Annotated in this window: 13 protein-coding genes; 3 read left to right on the top strand and 10 right to left on the bottom strand. The window is 69.6% G+C overall.

What is annotated here, in order from left to right; translation table 11 throughout:
• Positions 1-32: 32 nt before the first annotated feature.
• From hisIE to AB4Y68_RS05370, 9 genes are all read right to left on the bottom strand, one after another.
• Positions 33-671 carry a bifunctional phosphoribosyl-AMP cyclohydrolase/phosphoribosyl-ATP diphosphatase HisIE gene (gene hisIE, locus AB4Y68_RS05410; RefSeq protein ID WP_441454485.1) on the bottom strand — a complete coding sequence of 213 codons (639 nt, stop codon included), beginning with the start codon at positions 669-671 and terminating at the stop codon, positions 33-35.
• A 157-nt stretch (positions 672-828) separates the two neighbouring features.
• On the bottom strand, positions 829-1596 hold the full coding sequence (gene hisF / locus AB4Y68_RS05405; protein WP_441454484.1) for an imidazole glycerol phosphate synthase subunit HisF: 768 nt from the start codon (positions 1594-1596) through the stop codon (positions 829-831).
• A complete protein-coding gene (gene hisA, locus AB4Y68_RS05400) occupies positions 1593-2327 on the bottom strand; it encodes a 1-(5-phosphoribosyl)-5-[(5-phosphoribosylamino)methylideneamino]imidazole-4-carboxamide isomerase (protein ID WP_441454483.1) in 735 nt (244 codons plus the stop codon). Before hisA ends, hisF begins: the two co-directional genes overlap by 4 nt.
• Positions 2324-2941, bottom strand: a complete 618-nt coding sequence (gene hisH, locus AB4Y68_RS05395; RefSeq protein WP_441454482.1) for an imidazole glycerol phosphate synthase subunit HisH — start codon at positions 2939-2941, stop codon at positions 2324-2326. The genes hisA and hisH overlap by 4 nt, the downstream gene beginning before the upstream one ends.
• A complete protein-coding gene (gene hisB / locus AB4Y68_RS05390) occupies positions 2938-4371 on the bottom strand; it encodes an imidazoleglycerol-phosphate dehydratase HisB (protein ID WP_441454481.1) in 1434 nt (477 codons plus the stop codon). The genes hisH and hisB overlap by 4 nt, the downstream gene beginning before the upstream one ends.
• The gene (hisD, locus tag AB4Y68_RS05385; RefSeq protein ID WP_441454480.1) at positions 4368-5675 is read right to left on the bottom strand and encodes a histidinol dehydrogenase; all 1308 of its coding nucleotides are present in this window, start codon (positions 5673-5675) and stop codon (positions 4368-4370) included. The genes hisB and hisD overlap by 4 nt, the downstream gene beginning before the upstream one ends.
• A complete protein-coding gene (gene hisG, locus AB4Y68_RS05380; RefSeq protein WP_441454479.1) occupies positions 5675-6556 on the bottom strand; it encodes an ATP phosphoribosyltransferase in 882 nt (293 codons plus the stop codon). Before hisG ends, hisD begins: the two co-directional genes overlap by 1 nt.
• A gap of 9 nt (positions 6557-6565) precedes the next feature.
• Positions 6566-6865: a YerC/YecD family TrpR-related protein gene (locus AB4Y68_RS05375; RefSeq protein ID WP_441454478.1), complete on the bottom strand. Its 300-nt coding sequence runs from the start codon at positions 6863-6865 to the stop codon at positions 6566-6568.
• A gap of 101 nt (positions 6866-6966) precedes the next feature.
• Positions 6967-7281, bottom strand: coding sequence for an endonuclease domain-containing protein (locus tag AB4Y68_RS05370; protein ID WP_441454477.1), 315 nt, complete (start codon positions 7279-7281; stop codon positions 6967-6969).
• 126 nt (positions 7282-7407) lie between these two features.
• Between AB4Y68_RS05370 and AB4Y68_RS05365 the strand changes: the two genes are divergently transcribed.
• The 3 genes from AB4Y68_RS05365 to AB4Y68_RS05355 all read left to right on the top strand — a co-directional run bounded on the left by AB4Y68_RS05365 (position 7408) and on the right by AB4Y68_RS05355 (position 11759).
• On the top strand, positions 7408-8616 hold the full coding sequence (locus AB4Y68_RS05365; protein ID WP_441454476.1) for an NAD(P)/FAD-dependent oxidoreductase: 1209 nt from the start codon (positions 7408-7410) through the stop codon (positions 8614-8616).
• Between the two features lie 105 nt (positions 8617-8721).
• On the top strand, positions 8722-10998 hold the full coding sequence (locus AB4Y68_RS05360) for a TonB-dependent receptor (RefSeq protein ID WP_441454475.1): 2277 nt from the start codon (positions 8722-8724) through the stop codon (positions 10996-10998).
• 83 nt (positions 10999-11081) lie between these two features.
• Positions 11082-11759: a Fe2+-dependent dioxygenase gene (locus AB4Y68_RS05355; RefSeq protein WP_441454474.1), complete on the top strand. Its 678-nt coding sequence runs from the start codon at positions 11082-11084 to the stop codon at positions 11757-11759.
• Positions 11760-11886: 127 nt separating this feature from the next.
• Here AB4Y68_RS05355 and AB4Y68_RS05350 read toward each other — a convergent pair whose 3' ends face one another.
• On the bottom strand, positions 11887-13254 hold the full coding sequence (locus AB4Y68_RS05350) for a sulfite reductase subunit alpha (protein WP_441454754.1): 1368 nt from the start codon (positions 13252-13254) through the stop codon (positions 11887-11889).
• Between the last annotated feature and the right edge of the window lie 2 nt (positions 13255-13256).

The following is a 13256-nucleotide window of genomic DNA, read 5'->3' as shown; positions in this document are numbered from 1 at the left end:
GGCCCCGGCGTGCGGGGTCTTCGCCTTACGGCCTAGCTATCGTCCTTGGCCGGTTGCGCGCGATGCGCCAAGACGTCGAGCACGTCCTGAAACACCATGTTACGCGTGTGGAGCAGGACCAGCAGGTGATAGATCAAATCCGCCGACTCGCTGGCGAGTTCCGCCTCGTCGCCCGCGGCCCCGGCCAGCGCCGTCTCCACGCCCTCCTCGCCGACCTTCTGCGCCGCGCGTTTCGGCCCCTGCGCCATCAGGCGCGCGGTCCAGCTGTCGTTGGGATCGGCCTGCGCCCGGACGTGGATGGTGCGCTCCAGCCGGCCGATGCGGCCCAGCCCCGGCGCGTCCTCGTCGCCGAAGCAGCTGACACGGTTCAGGTGACAGGCGTTGCCGACCGGCCGGACCTTCACCACCACGGCGTCGCCGTCGCAGTCGGGCGTTACCGAGACGACATTGAGGAAATCGCCCGAGGTCTCGCCCTTGCGCCACCGCCCGCCGCGCGAGCGCGAGAAGAAGGTGGCCTGGCCGCTGTCCAGCGTCTCGCGCAGCGCCGCCTCGTCCATGTAGGCGAGCGTCAGCACCTGCAGGGTGTCGGCGTCCTGCACCACGGCGGGGATCAGACCGCCGCCTTTGGCGAAGTCGATCTTGCTGATGTCGAGGGATTGGAGATCGAGCATTATTCTAATCCGCTCATCCCGGCGGACGCCGGGATCCAGTGAGAGCCACGCGATGTGGCGTTGAATATCATTCGGCCATAGGTCCAGAGGTCTGGGCTTCTGGCCAAAGCTCTGGATCCCGGCGTCCGCCGGGATGAGCGGGAAGGGAGGGGGCGGGTCATATCCTCACCTCCACCCCGACCTGATCGAGGTAATGTTTGAGATCGGGAATCGCGATCGCGCCCGAGTGGAAGACGCTGGCGGCCAGGGCGCCGGAAACATCCGCCTGCTCGAACACGTCGCGGAAATGCTCGACCGCCCCGGCCCCGCCTGAGGCCACCAGCGGAATGGTCAGCCGCCGCCGCGCCTCGGCCAGTTGCGCGATATCATATCCGCGCCGCACCCCGTCCTGATCGATGCAGTTCAGCACGATCTCCCCGGCGCCGAGACCTTGCGCCTCGACGATCCAGTCCATGGTCAGCCTGCCCGCGCCGCGCCGGGCGTTGGGATCGCCGGTGTATTTGTGGACGCGCCACTCGCCGTCCTGGAAGGCGCTGTCGACGCCGACGACGACGCATTGACGCCCCAGCCGCGCGGCCATCTCGCCGATCAGTTCGGGACGTTCCAGCGCGGGGGAGTTGATCGACACCTTGTCGGCCCCGTGGTCGAGACAGCGCGCCGCCTGCTCCACGGTGCGGATGCCGCCCGCGACGCAGAAGGGGATGTCCAGCAGCCGGGCGATGTCCTGCACCCAGCCATAGTCCAGCGTCCGCCCCTCGGGGCTGGCGGTGATGTCGTAGAAGACCAGTTCGTCGGCGCCCTGGTCGCGATAGCGCGTGGCCAGTTCGGCGGCGTCGCCCATGTCGACGTGACGCTCGAAGCGCACGCCCTTGACCACCCGCCCATCCTTGACGTCGAGGCAGGGGATGATGCGTCTCGCCGTCATGGCGCCACCGCCTTCAGCGCCTCGGCCACGGTGAAGCGACCTTCGTAGATGGCCCGCCCGACGATGGCCCCGTCGCAGCCCAGATCGCGCGCCGCGGTCAGGTCGTCCAGCGACGCCACCCCGCCCGAGGCCTGAATCTTCAGCTCCGGCCGACGCGCCAGCGCCTCGCCCAGCAGGTCGAGATTGGGCCCGGTCAGGGCGCCGTCGCGGCCCACGTCGGTCATCAGCACATGGGTCAGCAGGTCGGACGGATAGCGCTCTAGAGCCGTCCACAGATCGACCCCCGCCGACTGGGTCCAGCCCTTCAGCGCCGGGACCGGAACACCGTCCTCGTACTTGACGTCCAGCGCCAGGGTGATGCGTTCGGACCCGAACCGGTCCAGCCAGGCCAGCACCTCGTCCGACTTGGTCACGGCCATCGACCCGACCACGACGCGGTCGACGCCGGCCTCCAGCAGGCGTTCGACATCGGCCTCGGAGCGCACGCCGCCGCCCGACTGGATCTTGACGGCGACCGAGGCCGCCATCTCTCCGATCAGGCCGTGCTGCATGGCGCGCCCGGCTTCGGCCCCGTCCAGATCGACAATGTGGACCCAGGCCGCGCCCTCGGCGGCGAAGGCGGCCAGACGCGCGGCCGGGACCTCGTCATAGCGGGTCACCTGATCGAAGCGCCCGTGCATCAGCCGCACGCAGACGCCGTCCTTCAGGTCGATGGCGGGATAGACGATCATGCGGGCAACTCGAGGAAGTTCTTGAGGATACGCGCGCCCGCAGCCGCCGAGCGTTCCGGGTGGAACTGGCAGCCCCAGCGGTTGGCGCTGTTGACCACGGCGGGCACGGGGATGCCGTAGTCGGCGGCGGCGATGGTCGCCGGGCCGTCGGGGCAGACGAAGCCGTGCACGAAATAGGCCCAGTCGCCGTCCTTGATCCCCTCCAGCAGGGGATCGGGGCGACGGATCGCCAGCCGGCTCCAGCCCATGTGCGGCGAGGGCCGTGAGGGCGCGGGCGCGATGGCTTCGACCCGACCCGGGATCAGACCCAGCAGGTCGGCGCCGCCGTCTTCGGCGCTGGTTTCGAACAGCAGCTGCTGGCCCAGACAGACGCCCAGCAGCGGGCGTTTGAACTGGCGCAGAGGCTCGACCAGACCGAGCGCGTTCAGCCGCTGCATGGCATAGCCCGCAGCCCCGACGCCGGGCAGGATGACCCGCTCGGCCTCGCCCAGATCGGCGGGATCGGCGGTGATCCGCACCCGCGCGCCCAGCCGCTCCAGCGCGAACCGCACCGAGGCGACATTGCCCGAGCCGTAACCGATCAGGGTGACATCCTTGGTGCGAGGGGGGCTCACAGCACCCCCTTGGTCGACGGCACCACATCGCCCTCGACGCGGATGGCCTGACGCAGGGCGCGGCCCAGGGCCTTGTAAACGGCCTCGGTCTTGTGATGGTCGTCGTCCCCGGTGACGCTGACGTGGATGGCCGCGCCCAGGTTTTCGGCCAAGGAGCGGATGACGTGCGCCGTCAGGTCGGTGCGGTAGTCGCCGATGAAGGGGGTCGCGAACGTCCCCTCGAACACCGGATAGGGTCGCCCCGACAGGTCGATGGAGACGCTGGCGTTGGCCTCGTCCATCGGCAGGACGAAGCCGTAGCGGGCGATGCCCTTCCTTTCGCCCAGCGCCTGTTTCAGCGCCTGCCCCAGGGCGATGGCGCTGTCCTCGATGGTGTGGTGCGGATCGGTGTGCAGGTCGCCCTCGCACGACAGGCGGATGGAAAAGCCGCCGTGCGCCGCCACCTGTTCGATCATGTGGTCGAAGAAGCCGACGCCGGTGTGGATGGTCACCGGCCCGGCGCTGTCCAGATCGACGGCGCAGACGATGCGGGTCTCTTTCGTATCGCGCACGGCCTGTCCGACGCGGGTGCGGCGAACCTTGGGCGCGGCGGCGCCCAGGGCCACCAGCAGTCGATCGTTGACCTCGGGCTTCAGCGAAACGGGCAGACGCACGCGCTCGCCCGCGGCGTCGGCGTCGAGGCCGAAACGACGCAAGCTCTCGATGACCGCCCCCGGATCGGAGGGGCGGGCGATGATCACCGGCCCGACCCCGGCCTCCAGCGGCATCAACCGCGACAGGGCCTCGACCACGCGGACGCGCTCGCGGCGCACGCCGTCGATGCGCTCGGCGGTCTCGATCATCCGCGAGGGGTCCAGCGCCTGCAGCGCCAGCCGCACCGAGACCTCGGGCAGGGCGTAGGGTTCCAGCACGCGCGCCAGCCGGGCCAAGGTCTGCCCTTGCGCCACCGCCGCCCCGACCCGCGCCCCGGCCAGGCCATAGGCCAGCGACAGGCTGCGCAGCACGATCAGGTTGGCGTGGTCCTTCACCACCGTCGCGGCGGACGCCGCCTCGGCGAACTCGACCAGACCCTCGTCCACGACCAGCAGGGCGGGGGCGACGCGCTCGGCCATCTCGGCCACGGCTTCGGGCGAACCGAGGGCGCGGATGACGACCGCGGCGACCTCGGCCGTTTCGACCGGGCGGGCGTAAAGCGCCGCCAGCCCCAGGTAGGGTTCGGCCTCGGGCGCCTGAACCGTCTGCCCGTCGCGAGCAGCCAGACGCCAGACCAGTTCCAGCCCGTGCGTCAGGCCGCGCACCGGCAGCACCTGATCGGCGGCGACGCCGTAGAGGTCGGCCAGCCGCGCAGCTAGTGCGGTCGGATCTGCCGGATAACGGTCCAGACCTTCGCCGCCCGAGACCAGCGGCGGATAGGGGGCGGGAAGCGTCACCCCTCCATCCTCAGATCGGCGGCGCGGGCGTGGGCCTCCAGCCCCTCCATCCGCGCCAGACGCGCGGCGACGGGGGCCAGGGCGGCGGCGCCGGCCTGCGTCACCGTCTGCACCGACATGGTGGTCATGAAGCTGGCGGTGGTGATGCCGCCGAGCGTCCGCGCCCCGCCGTCGGTCGGCAGGACGTGGCTGGGCCCGGCGGCGTAGTCGCCGAGCGTTTCGGCCGCCCACTGGCCGACGAAGACGGCGCCGGCGGCGGTGATCTTGTCGACCAAAGCTTCGGCGTCCTCGGCCTGAATCGACAGGTGTTCGGGGCCATAGAGGTTGGCCGCGGCGCAGGCCTCGGCCATGTCGCGCACGCGGATGGCGCGGGCCTCGGCCAGCGAGGCGCGGGCGATCGCCGCGCGGGGCAGGGTCTCGACCTGACGCTCGACCTCGGCGACGATCTCGGTCAGGGCCGTGCCGCTGTCGGAGACCAGAATGACCTGGGCGTCGGCGTCGTGCTCGGCCTGGCTCAGCAGGTCGGCGGCGACGATCTCGAAGTCGGCGTCCCGGTCGGCGATGACCAGCAGCTCCGATGGGCCGGCGGGCATATCGGCCGCGGGACCGCCCGGCAGGCTGGCGGCATAGCGTTTGGCCTCGGCCACATAGGCGTTGCCGGGCCCGAACAGCTTGTCGACGGGTTCGATGACGCCGTCGTCCAGTTCGACGCCGAAGGTCAGCGCCGCGATGGCCTGGGCCCCGCCCAGCAGCCACAGCTCGTCCAGACCCGCCTCGGCGGCGGCGACGATCATGGCCGGGTGAACCGACCCATCTTTCGAAGGGGGGGTGACGGCGACGCGCCGCCCGACCCCGGCCACGCCCGCCGGAATGGCCAGCATCAGCAGCGACGAAAACAGCGGCGCCGTCCCGCCCGGCACATAGAGGCCCGCCGAGCCGATGGGCCGCCACACCAGCTTGGAGCGCACGCCGGGCGTGGTCTCGATGAAGCCGGTGTCCTCGGGCCGGGTTGCGGCGTGGAAGACGCGGATATTGTCGGCGGCCACCCGCAGGGCGCGCGCGGCGGCGGGCGGCAGGTCGGCGCGGGCCTGGGCGGCGGCGGCTTCATTGATCGCGATGCGGCGTGGGGCTGCGCCATCCAGCTTGACGGCCCAGTCGGTCACGGCCTGACCGCCGCGCGTCTGCACGTCGTCGAAGATCTCGCGCACCACGCCGGTCACGAAGCCCTCGGTGCGGCGCTGCGGCCGGGCCAGCGCCGCCTTGCGTCCGGCGGCGTCCAGGGTGTTCCAGTCGATACGCTTCATCACATCATCTTCTCGATGGGCAGGACCAGGATGGCCGAGGCCCCCGCCGCCTTCAGCTTCTCCAGCGTCTCCCAGAAGACGGCCTCCTGGCAGACGGCGTGGACGGCCACGGCGTCGTCGCGGCCCGACAGCGGCATGACGGTGGGCGAGCCGGCGCCCGGCAGGATGGCGGTGATCTCAGCCAGCGCCGCGCGCGGGGCGTTCAGCATGACGTATTTGGCGCCCTGTGAGGACACCACGCCCGCCATCCGCTCGATGATGCTGTCCAGCAGGTGCTGCAGCCCGGCCTCGGGCGCGGTGGGCGCCTTGATCAGCACCGCCTGGCTGTCCAGCACCGTCTCCTTGGCCGTCAGGCCGTTGGCCTCCAGCGTCGCGCCGGTCGAGACCAGGTCGCAGATGGCCGAGGCCAGCTTCATCCGCGGGGCCACCTCGACTGCGCCGCGCATGGTGACGATCTCGGCGCGCACGTCGCGGTCGTTGAGGAAGCGCCGCAGGATCTTGGGATAGGAGGTGGCGATGCGCAGGCCGTCCAGCGACTGCGGCCCGGCGTAGTCGAGCGTCGGCGGCACGGCGATCTTCAGCGTGCAGCGGCCAAAGCCCAGCGGCATGACCACTTCGGCGTTCGGCCCGCCGTTGCGGCCTTCCTCCAGCACGTTCTCGCCGACGATGCCGAGGTCGCAGACCCCGTCCGCCACGAAGGTCGGAATGTCGTCGTCGCGCACCCGCAGCAGGTCGATCGGATAGTTCTCGATCCGATACAGCAGTTCGTTGTTGCCCTTGATGACCCGAAGGCCCGCGTCGCGGACCAGGTCGAGGCTGCGTTCGGCCAGGCGGCCGGATTTCTGAACGGCGATGCGAAGCCGCCCTTGCACGGTGCTCATGATCTCAACTCAGGCTTGGCCAGAAGGCGTTTTTTGGCGGTCCAGCACCAGGCGATAGCCCTGGTGCGGCATGTCTTTCAGGGAGCGCGCGACGCGCACCACGGTGGTCGGGCTGGCCGAGGCTTCCACGGCGATCTCGCGATAGGTCTTGTCCCCGCCGTCCAGCAGCCGCGCCACCTGCCAGCGCTCGGCGAAGGCGCGCAGTTCAGCAGGGGTGCAAAGGTCGGACAGAAAAGCCTCCGCCTCCTCGCGCGTTTTCAGCGAAAGCAGGGCGTCCAGCAGGGCGGTCTTGGCGGGGGCGGGGCTCATGGCGTGTTTCATTATGCTGTAACAGTGGAACGGTCAAGCGCCGCCGCTGTCTTTCCTCCCCACGCGAGTGGGGAGGGGGACCACGAAGTGGTGGAGGGCCTCTACCGTCCCGTCGCGTGCTGAAGGATCACCGCCAGCACCCCCTCCAGATGATCGCGCACATCGGTCGAGCGCACCCGCAGAACCTCAACGCCCTGCGACGCCAGCCAATGCGTCCGCCGTTCGTCATGCGCGATCTGCTCAGGATCATCATGACCCGCGCCGTCGACCTCCACCGCCAGCCGCGCGGCGTGACAGTAGAAATCCAGGATGTAGGGACCCACCGGATGCTGGCGTCGAAACTTCAGACCCTCCAGCCCGCCGCGCTTGACCTGGATCCATAGCCTCGCCTCGGGCGGCGTCAGGGCGCGGCGCATCCCGGCGGCGCGGCGATAGGTTTCAGCGGTCGGCGGGATGGCCCCTCCACCACTTCGTGGTCCCCCTCCCCACAAGTGGGGAGGAGAGAGTAGCCGCTCCGCTCGATCCGTCCTATCTCCGCTGCCATGACCAAGGTTCTGATCATCGGCGCGGGACACGCGGGGGGCTCGGCGGCGGCGCTGCTGAGACAGTATGGCTTCGAGGGCGAGATCGTCCTGGCGGGCGAGGAGGCGGCGGCGCCCTATCAGCGGCCGCCCCTGTCCAAGGCTTGGCTGAAGGGCGAGGCGGGTCTGGAGGACCTGCTGCTGCGCCCCGAGAGCTTCTACGCCGAGCACAAGATCGACCTGCGCACCGGCGTCACGGCGACCGCCATTGATGCGGCGAGCAAGTCCGTGACCTTCGCCGACGGCGTGGTCGAGTCCTATGACGCCCTGATCCTGGCCACCGGCTCGACGGCGCGCAAGCTGGCCGTCCCCGGCGCCGACCGGTCCGATCTGCTGGAGCTTCGCGCGCTGGAGGACGCCGAACGCCTGAAGGCGGCGCTGGCCCCCGGCAAGCGTCTGGCCGTGGTCGGCGGCGGCTATGTCGGGCTGGAGGCGGCGGCCTCTGCCCGCGCCCTCGGCGCCGAGGCGGTGGTGATCGAGCGCATGGACCGGGTGCTGGCGCGCGTGGCGTCGCAGACCCTGTCGGCCTTCTTCACCGACCTCCATCGCCGGCACGGCGTCGAAATCCTGACCGGCGCCGAGGTCTCGGGTTTCGAGGACGGCGGCGTGCGGCTGGCGGACGGATCGCTGATCGCGGCCGACGCCATCCTCGTCGGCGTCGGCGCCCTGGCGCGCGAAGCCCTGGCGCGGACGGCCGGTCTGGCCTGCGAGAACGGCGTGGTCGTGGACGAAAACGCCCGCACCGCCGACCCCGCCATCTACGCCATCGGCGACGTGACCTACCGGCCCATTCCGGTTCACGGCGGGCGGATGCACCGGCTGGAGAGCGTGCCCAACGCCCTGGAGCAGGCCAAGCAGGCGGCGGCCGCTATCGTCGGCCGCGCGGCTCCCGCGCCGGAAGTGCCGTGGTTCTGGTCGGATCAGTACGACGTCAAGCTGCAGATCGCCGGCCTGCCCTTCGACGCCGACCGTCAGGTGGTGCGCGGCGACCCGGCCGGCGGCGTCTTCGCCGTCTTCCACCTGAACGGCGACAGGATCGTCTGCGTCGAGGCGGTCAACGCCCCGGCCGAGTTCATGGGAGGGCGCCAGCTGATCGGCAAGGCGACGCCGGTGGATGCGGCCCTGCTGGCCGACCCTGCCGTGTCGATGAAGGCGGTCGCGCGGGTCTAGAAACGCCACGGGGATTAATTGCGATTTATTCGCAGAGTCACTTGCGGGACGAGAGTAAGGTGATATTGCGACGTGATCGCAATATCACTGACCGGTTTCTCCCCCATGTCCGACGGCCCCTCTTCCGCCCTCAAGGCGCTTCTGTTCGCTTCCAGCGCCGCCGGCATGCTGTGCGCCTCGCCGGTTCTGGCGGGTGACGAAGCCCCGATCGCCACGGCGGACGTGACGCAGGACGCCACAAATCTGGGGACCATCGACGTGCAGGGCCGGCGGGTGAAGCGCGAGCCCAAGGATCCGTCGTTCGTCGCCCCCCTGGTCGATACCCCGCGCTCGGTCACGGTGATCCCGCAGCAGATCATCGAACAGACCGCCGCCACCTCGCTGCAGGACATTCTGCGCACCTCGCCGGGCATCACCTTCGGCGCGGGCGAAGGCGGCCAGCCCCTGGCCGACCGTCCCTTCATTCGCGGCCAGGCCTCGGGCAACAACATCTTCGTCGACGGCATCCGCGACACCGGCGGCCAGCAGCGCGAGGTCTTCAACCTGGAGCAGGTCGAGGTCATCAAGGGACCGGATTCGGTCTATTCGGGCCGCGGCTCGGGCGGCGGCAGCATCAACTTGTCGTCCAAGGCCCCGCGCCTGACCCATTTCATCCATGGCTCGGCCGGCGCCGGTACTGACAATTATGCGCGCGGCACGGTGGACGCCAACTGGCAGGTCAGCCCGACCGCCGCCATGCGTCTGAACCTGATGGCCTCGCAGGGCGACGTCGCCGGCCGCGACGCGGTCGACTTCGACAAGTGGGGCGTCGCCGCCGCCATAGCTGCGGGTCTGGGCACGCCGACCACCCTGACCGCCAGCTACTACCACCTCGACAGCGACCAGATGCCTGACTACGGCATCCCGCTCTTCACCAAGACCAACGTCCGCACGACCGACAGCGGCGTCATGGATGTGCCCTACGACAGCTTCTACGGGCTGAAGGCGCGCGACTATCTGACCAATACGGTCGACAGCCTGACCCTGGCCGCCGATCACCGCTTCAGCGATGCGTTGGCGATCCGCAACGTCTCCCGCTGGTCGCAGACGCTGAACGACTATGTCGTCACCAACCCCGGCGACGGCGGCAGCGCCACGACGCCGGTCCCCGGCGCGGCGCTCGTCAACGGCGTCTGGTGGATGAAGCGCGGCACCAAGTCGCGCTGGAACCCGGCCGAAACCCTGGCCAACGTCACCGACCTGCACGGCTCGTTCATGACCGGCGGCATCAAGCACAATTTCGACGCGGGCGTCGAACTGTCGCGCGAAACCAACAAGAACGCCTCCTATACGGTCACGACCCTGACCGGGTCGGCCTGTCCGGCGCCGCTGACCGGCGTCGACTGCACCCCGATCTACAACCCCAACCCGAACGACCCCTGGACCGGCACGATCACGCGCGGCGTGGTCAGCGACAGCCAGACGGATTCGCTGGGCGTCTACGCCTTCGACTCGCTCAGCTTCGGCGAGAAGTTCATCGTCAACCTGGGCCTGCGCTGGGACGACTATTCGGTCGACGCGATCAACGCCACGGGCACGGTCGCGGCCCCGGTCTATGCGCCGTTCAAGGGCGACTGGAACTTCGTCAACTATCAGGTCGGCCTGGTCTACAAGCCGACGCCGAACACCAGCCTCTACGCCTCCTACGCCACCTCCTCGACGCCGCCGACCATCTCGGCCGGCGACCAGAACACCGGCGTGGGCGTCGGCACGGGCAATCTGCTGACCAGCGTGCTGGATCCCGAAGAGACCCAGAGCGTCGAGCTCGGGGCCAAGGCCAACCTGTTCAACGACCGTCTGGCCCTCAGCGGCGCCCTGTTCCGCCTGACCCGCAAGGACGCGCAGATTCAGGTGGCGCCGGGCGTCTATGAGCAGGCCGGCGAAGCCGAAGTTCAAGGCCTCGAACTGGGCGCTTCGGGCAATGTCACCGACAAGTGGCAGGTCTTCGGCGGCTACACCTGGATGGATTCGGAGCTGGTCAGCGGCGCCTACAACAGCGTCAACGTCGGCGAGGCCCTGGCCAATACGCCGGAGCACAGCGCCAGCCTGTTCACCACCTACCGCGTCCTGCCCAAACTGAGCCTCGGCGGCGGCGTCTATTATGTTTCCAAGTCGTTCGGCGGCAATCAGGGCGGCGCCGGCGGCGGCGCCAACCGCATCTACGCCCCAGAATACACCCGCGTGGACCTGTTCGCCTCGTATGAGATCAACGACCGCGCCTCGCTGCAGCTGAACGTCCAGAACGCGGGCGACGAGGAATACGTCATCCGCACCAACGGCGTGCACCACGCCGACGTGGCGCCCGGGCGTTCGGCCATCCTGACGCTGAACCTGCGCTACTAAGCCCCTACTGGGCGACCGCGTTTCGCGCCATCATGTCGGCCCCGTCGTGAGCGGCGGGGCTGATGAGTTACGGTGAGAGAACCATGCTGCTGCACATCCCCGACGTCTTCACCAAGGCCGAGGTGACGGCCCTGCGTCAGACCCTGGACGCCGGCCCCTGGGCCGACGGCAACATGACTTCGGGCCACCAGTCGGCGACGGCCAAGAAGAACCTGCAACTGCCCGAGGACAGCGAGGCGGCGAAGGAGGTCTCGGCCCTGATCGTCCAGGCCCTGAACGCCAACCCCATGTTCGTCTCGGCCGCCCTGCCGCACACGATTTTTCCGCCCCTGTTCAACCGCTACGAGGGCGGCAGCGAGTTCGGCGTCCACGTCGACAACGCCATCCGCCAGCGGGGCAACATCCGCATCCGCAGCGACCTGTCGGCCACCCTCTTCCTATCCGAGCCCGAGGACTATGACGGCGGCGAACTGATCATCGAGGAGATGTACGGCAGCCAGTCGGTCAAGCTGCCCGCCGGCGATCTGGTCCTCTATCCGTCCAAGAGCCTGCATCGGGTGACGCCGGTGACGCGGGGCGTGAGGGTCGCCAGCTTCTTCTGGCTGCAGAGCCTGATCCGCGACGACGCCGACCGCGAAAGTCTGTTCCGTCTCGACGTGGCCACCCAGCGGGTCAACCTCGACAAGGGACCGAAGGATCAGGCGGTCATCGAACTGACCGGGCTGTATCACAACCTGCTGCGGAGATGGTCGGAGGTGTAAATCCTCCCGCTCATCCCGGCGGACGCCGGGATCCAGTACTTTGGCCGCGCCCATGCCCTAGAAGATATTGTAGCGGTTGAAGCGCTCACTGGGCCCCGGCGTCCGCCGGGGTGAGCGGGTATCTTGATTAATAGACGTCGCGCCGATAGCGCCCGCTGTCGGTCAGCCGCGTCAGCCGTTCCTCGCCCAGCGCCGCCTCCAGCGCAGCGTGAACGCCCTTCGACATCCCTTCCAGGCTGCCGCAGACATAGACATAGGCCCCGCGATCCACCCAGTCGGCCACCCCGCGCGCCTGTTCGGCCACCAGCGACTGTACATATCGGTTCTGGTCTCCGTCGCGCGAGAAGGCGCGGTCCAGTCGGGTCAGGGCGCCCGAGGCCAGCCAGGCCTGCAGGTCCGCGTCATAGAGGGCGTCGTGCGCCCGCGTCCGCTCGCCGAACAGCAGCCAGGCGCCGCCGGTCTTCTCATGCAGAGCCCGCGCCTTCAGATGCCCGCGCAGGCCCGCGATCCCGGTGCCGTTGCCGATCAGGATGATAGGGGCTTCCGGCCGCGGGGCGTGGAAGCTGCGGTTGGCGCGCACGCGCATGGCCACCTCGTCGCCGATCCGGGCGTCCCTGGTCAGCCAACCCGAGGCCAGACCCGGAGTCCCGTCCGGCCGCGTCATCAGGCGGATGCAGACCTCGACCCGTCCGTCCGAGGGCAGTGAGGCGACCGAGTATTCGCGGCTGGCCGGCTGTTCGCCGTCGCGCGCGGGCAGGCCGATCTCGGCGATGTCGCCCGCCGCCCAGTCGGGCGCGTGGTCGATCGGTTCGAAGGCCAGATGATACGCCGCGCCGCCGGGGCTGCCCGCATTCAGCAAGGTCCGCTCGACCAGACGCCAGCGGCCAAAGGCGGGCGGGGTCCAGTCGGAGGCGGCGGTCGAGCCGGTCAACTGGTTCAACTGATGCTGCCAGTGGCGGATGGCGCCCGCGTCGCCGTCGTCCACCTCGACCCGGTCGAACAGGGTCTGGGCCCCGCAGCGGTCCAGCCAGTCGCCGACCGCGTGGCCAAAGCTGCAATAGGCGTCATAGGACCGGTCGCCCAGCGCCAGCAATCCATAGGACAGGTGCGACAGGTCGGCCTCGTCCTTCATCACCTGCCGCACGAAGCGGGCCGCGCCGTCGGGGGCGTCGCCCTCGCCGGTGGTGGAGGCGATGACCAGAAGACGCCGCGCGCCCTTCAGCGTCTCCAGATCCAGATCGGCGAAGGACGCAATCCGCGCGCCGACGCCGCCGTCGCCCAGCGCCCGGGCGGTCATCCAGGCCAGTTCCTCGCCGAACCCGGTCTGGCTGGCGAAGGCGATCAGGACGGCGTCGTCTCCGGCCGCGTCAGCCAGCGCCCGCGCCTGCTCTGTGGCTTTTCTAGCGGCGGCGCGCACGCGCCAGACCGTCAGGCCGATCAGGCCCAGCCACAGGGCGACGGCGAGGCCCGTCCACAGCCAGCGGGTCGCATCCATCG

This window comes from Brevundimonas sp. 2YAF1 (assembly GCF_052114745.1).
Taxonomy (GTDB): domain Bacteria; phylum Pseudomonadota; class Alphaproteobacteria; order Caulobacterales; family Caulobacteraceae; genus Brevundimonas.
This window is presented reverse-complemented; position numbering and strand designations above follow the sequence as displayed.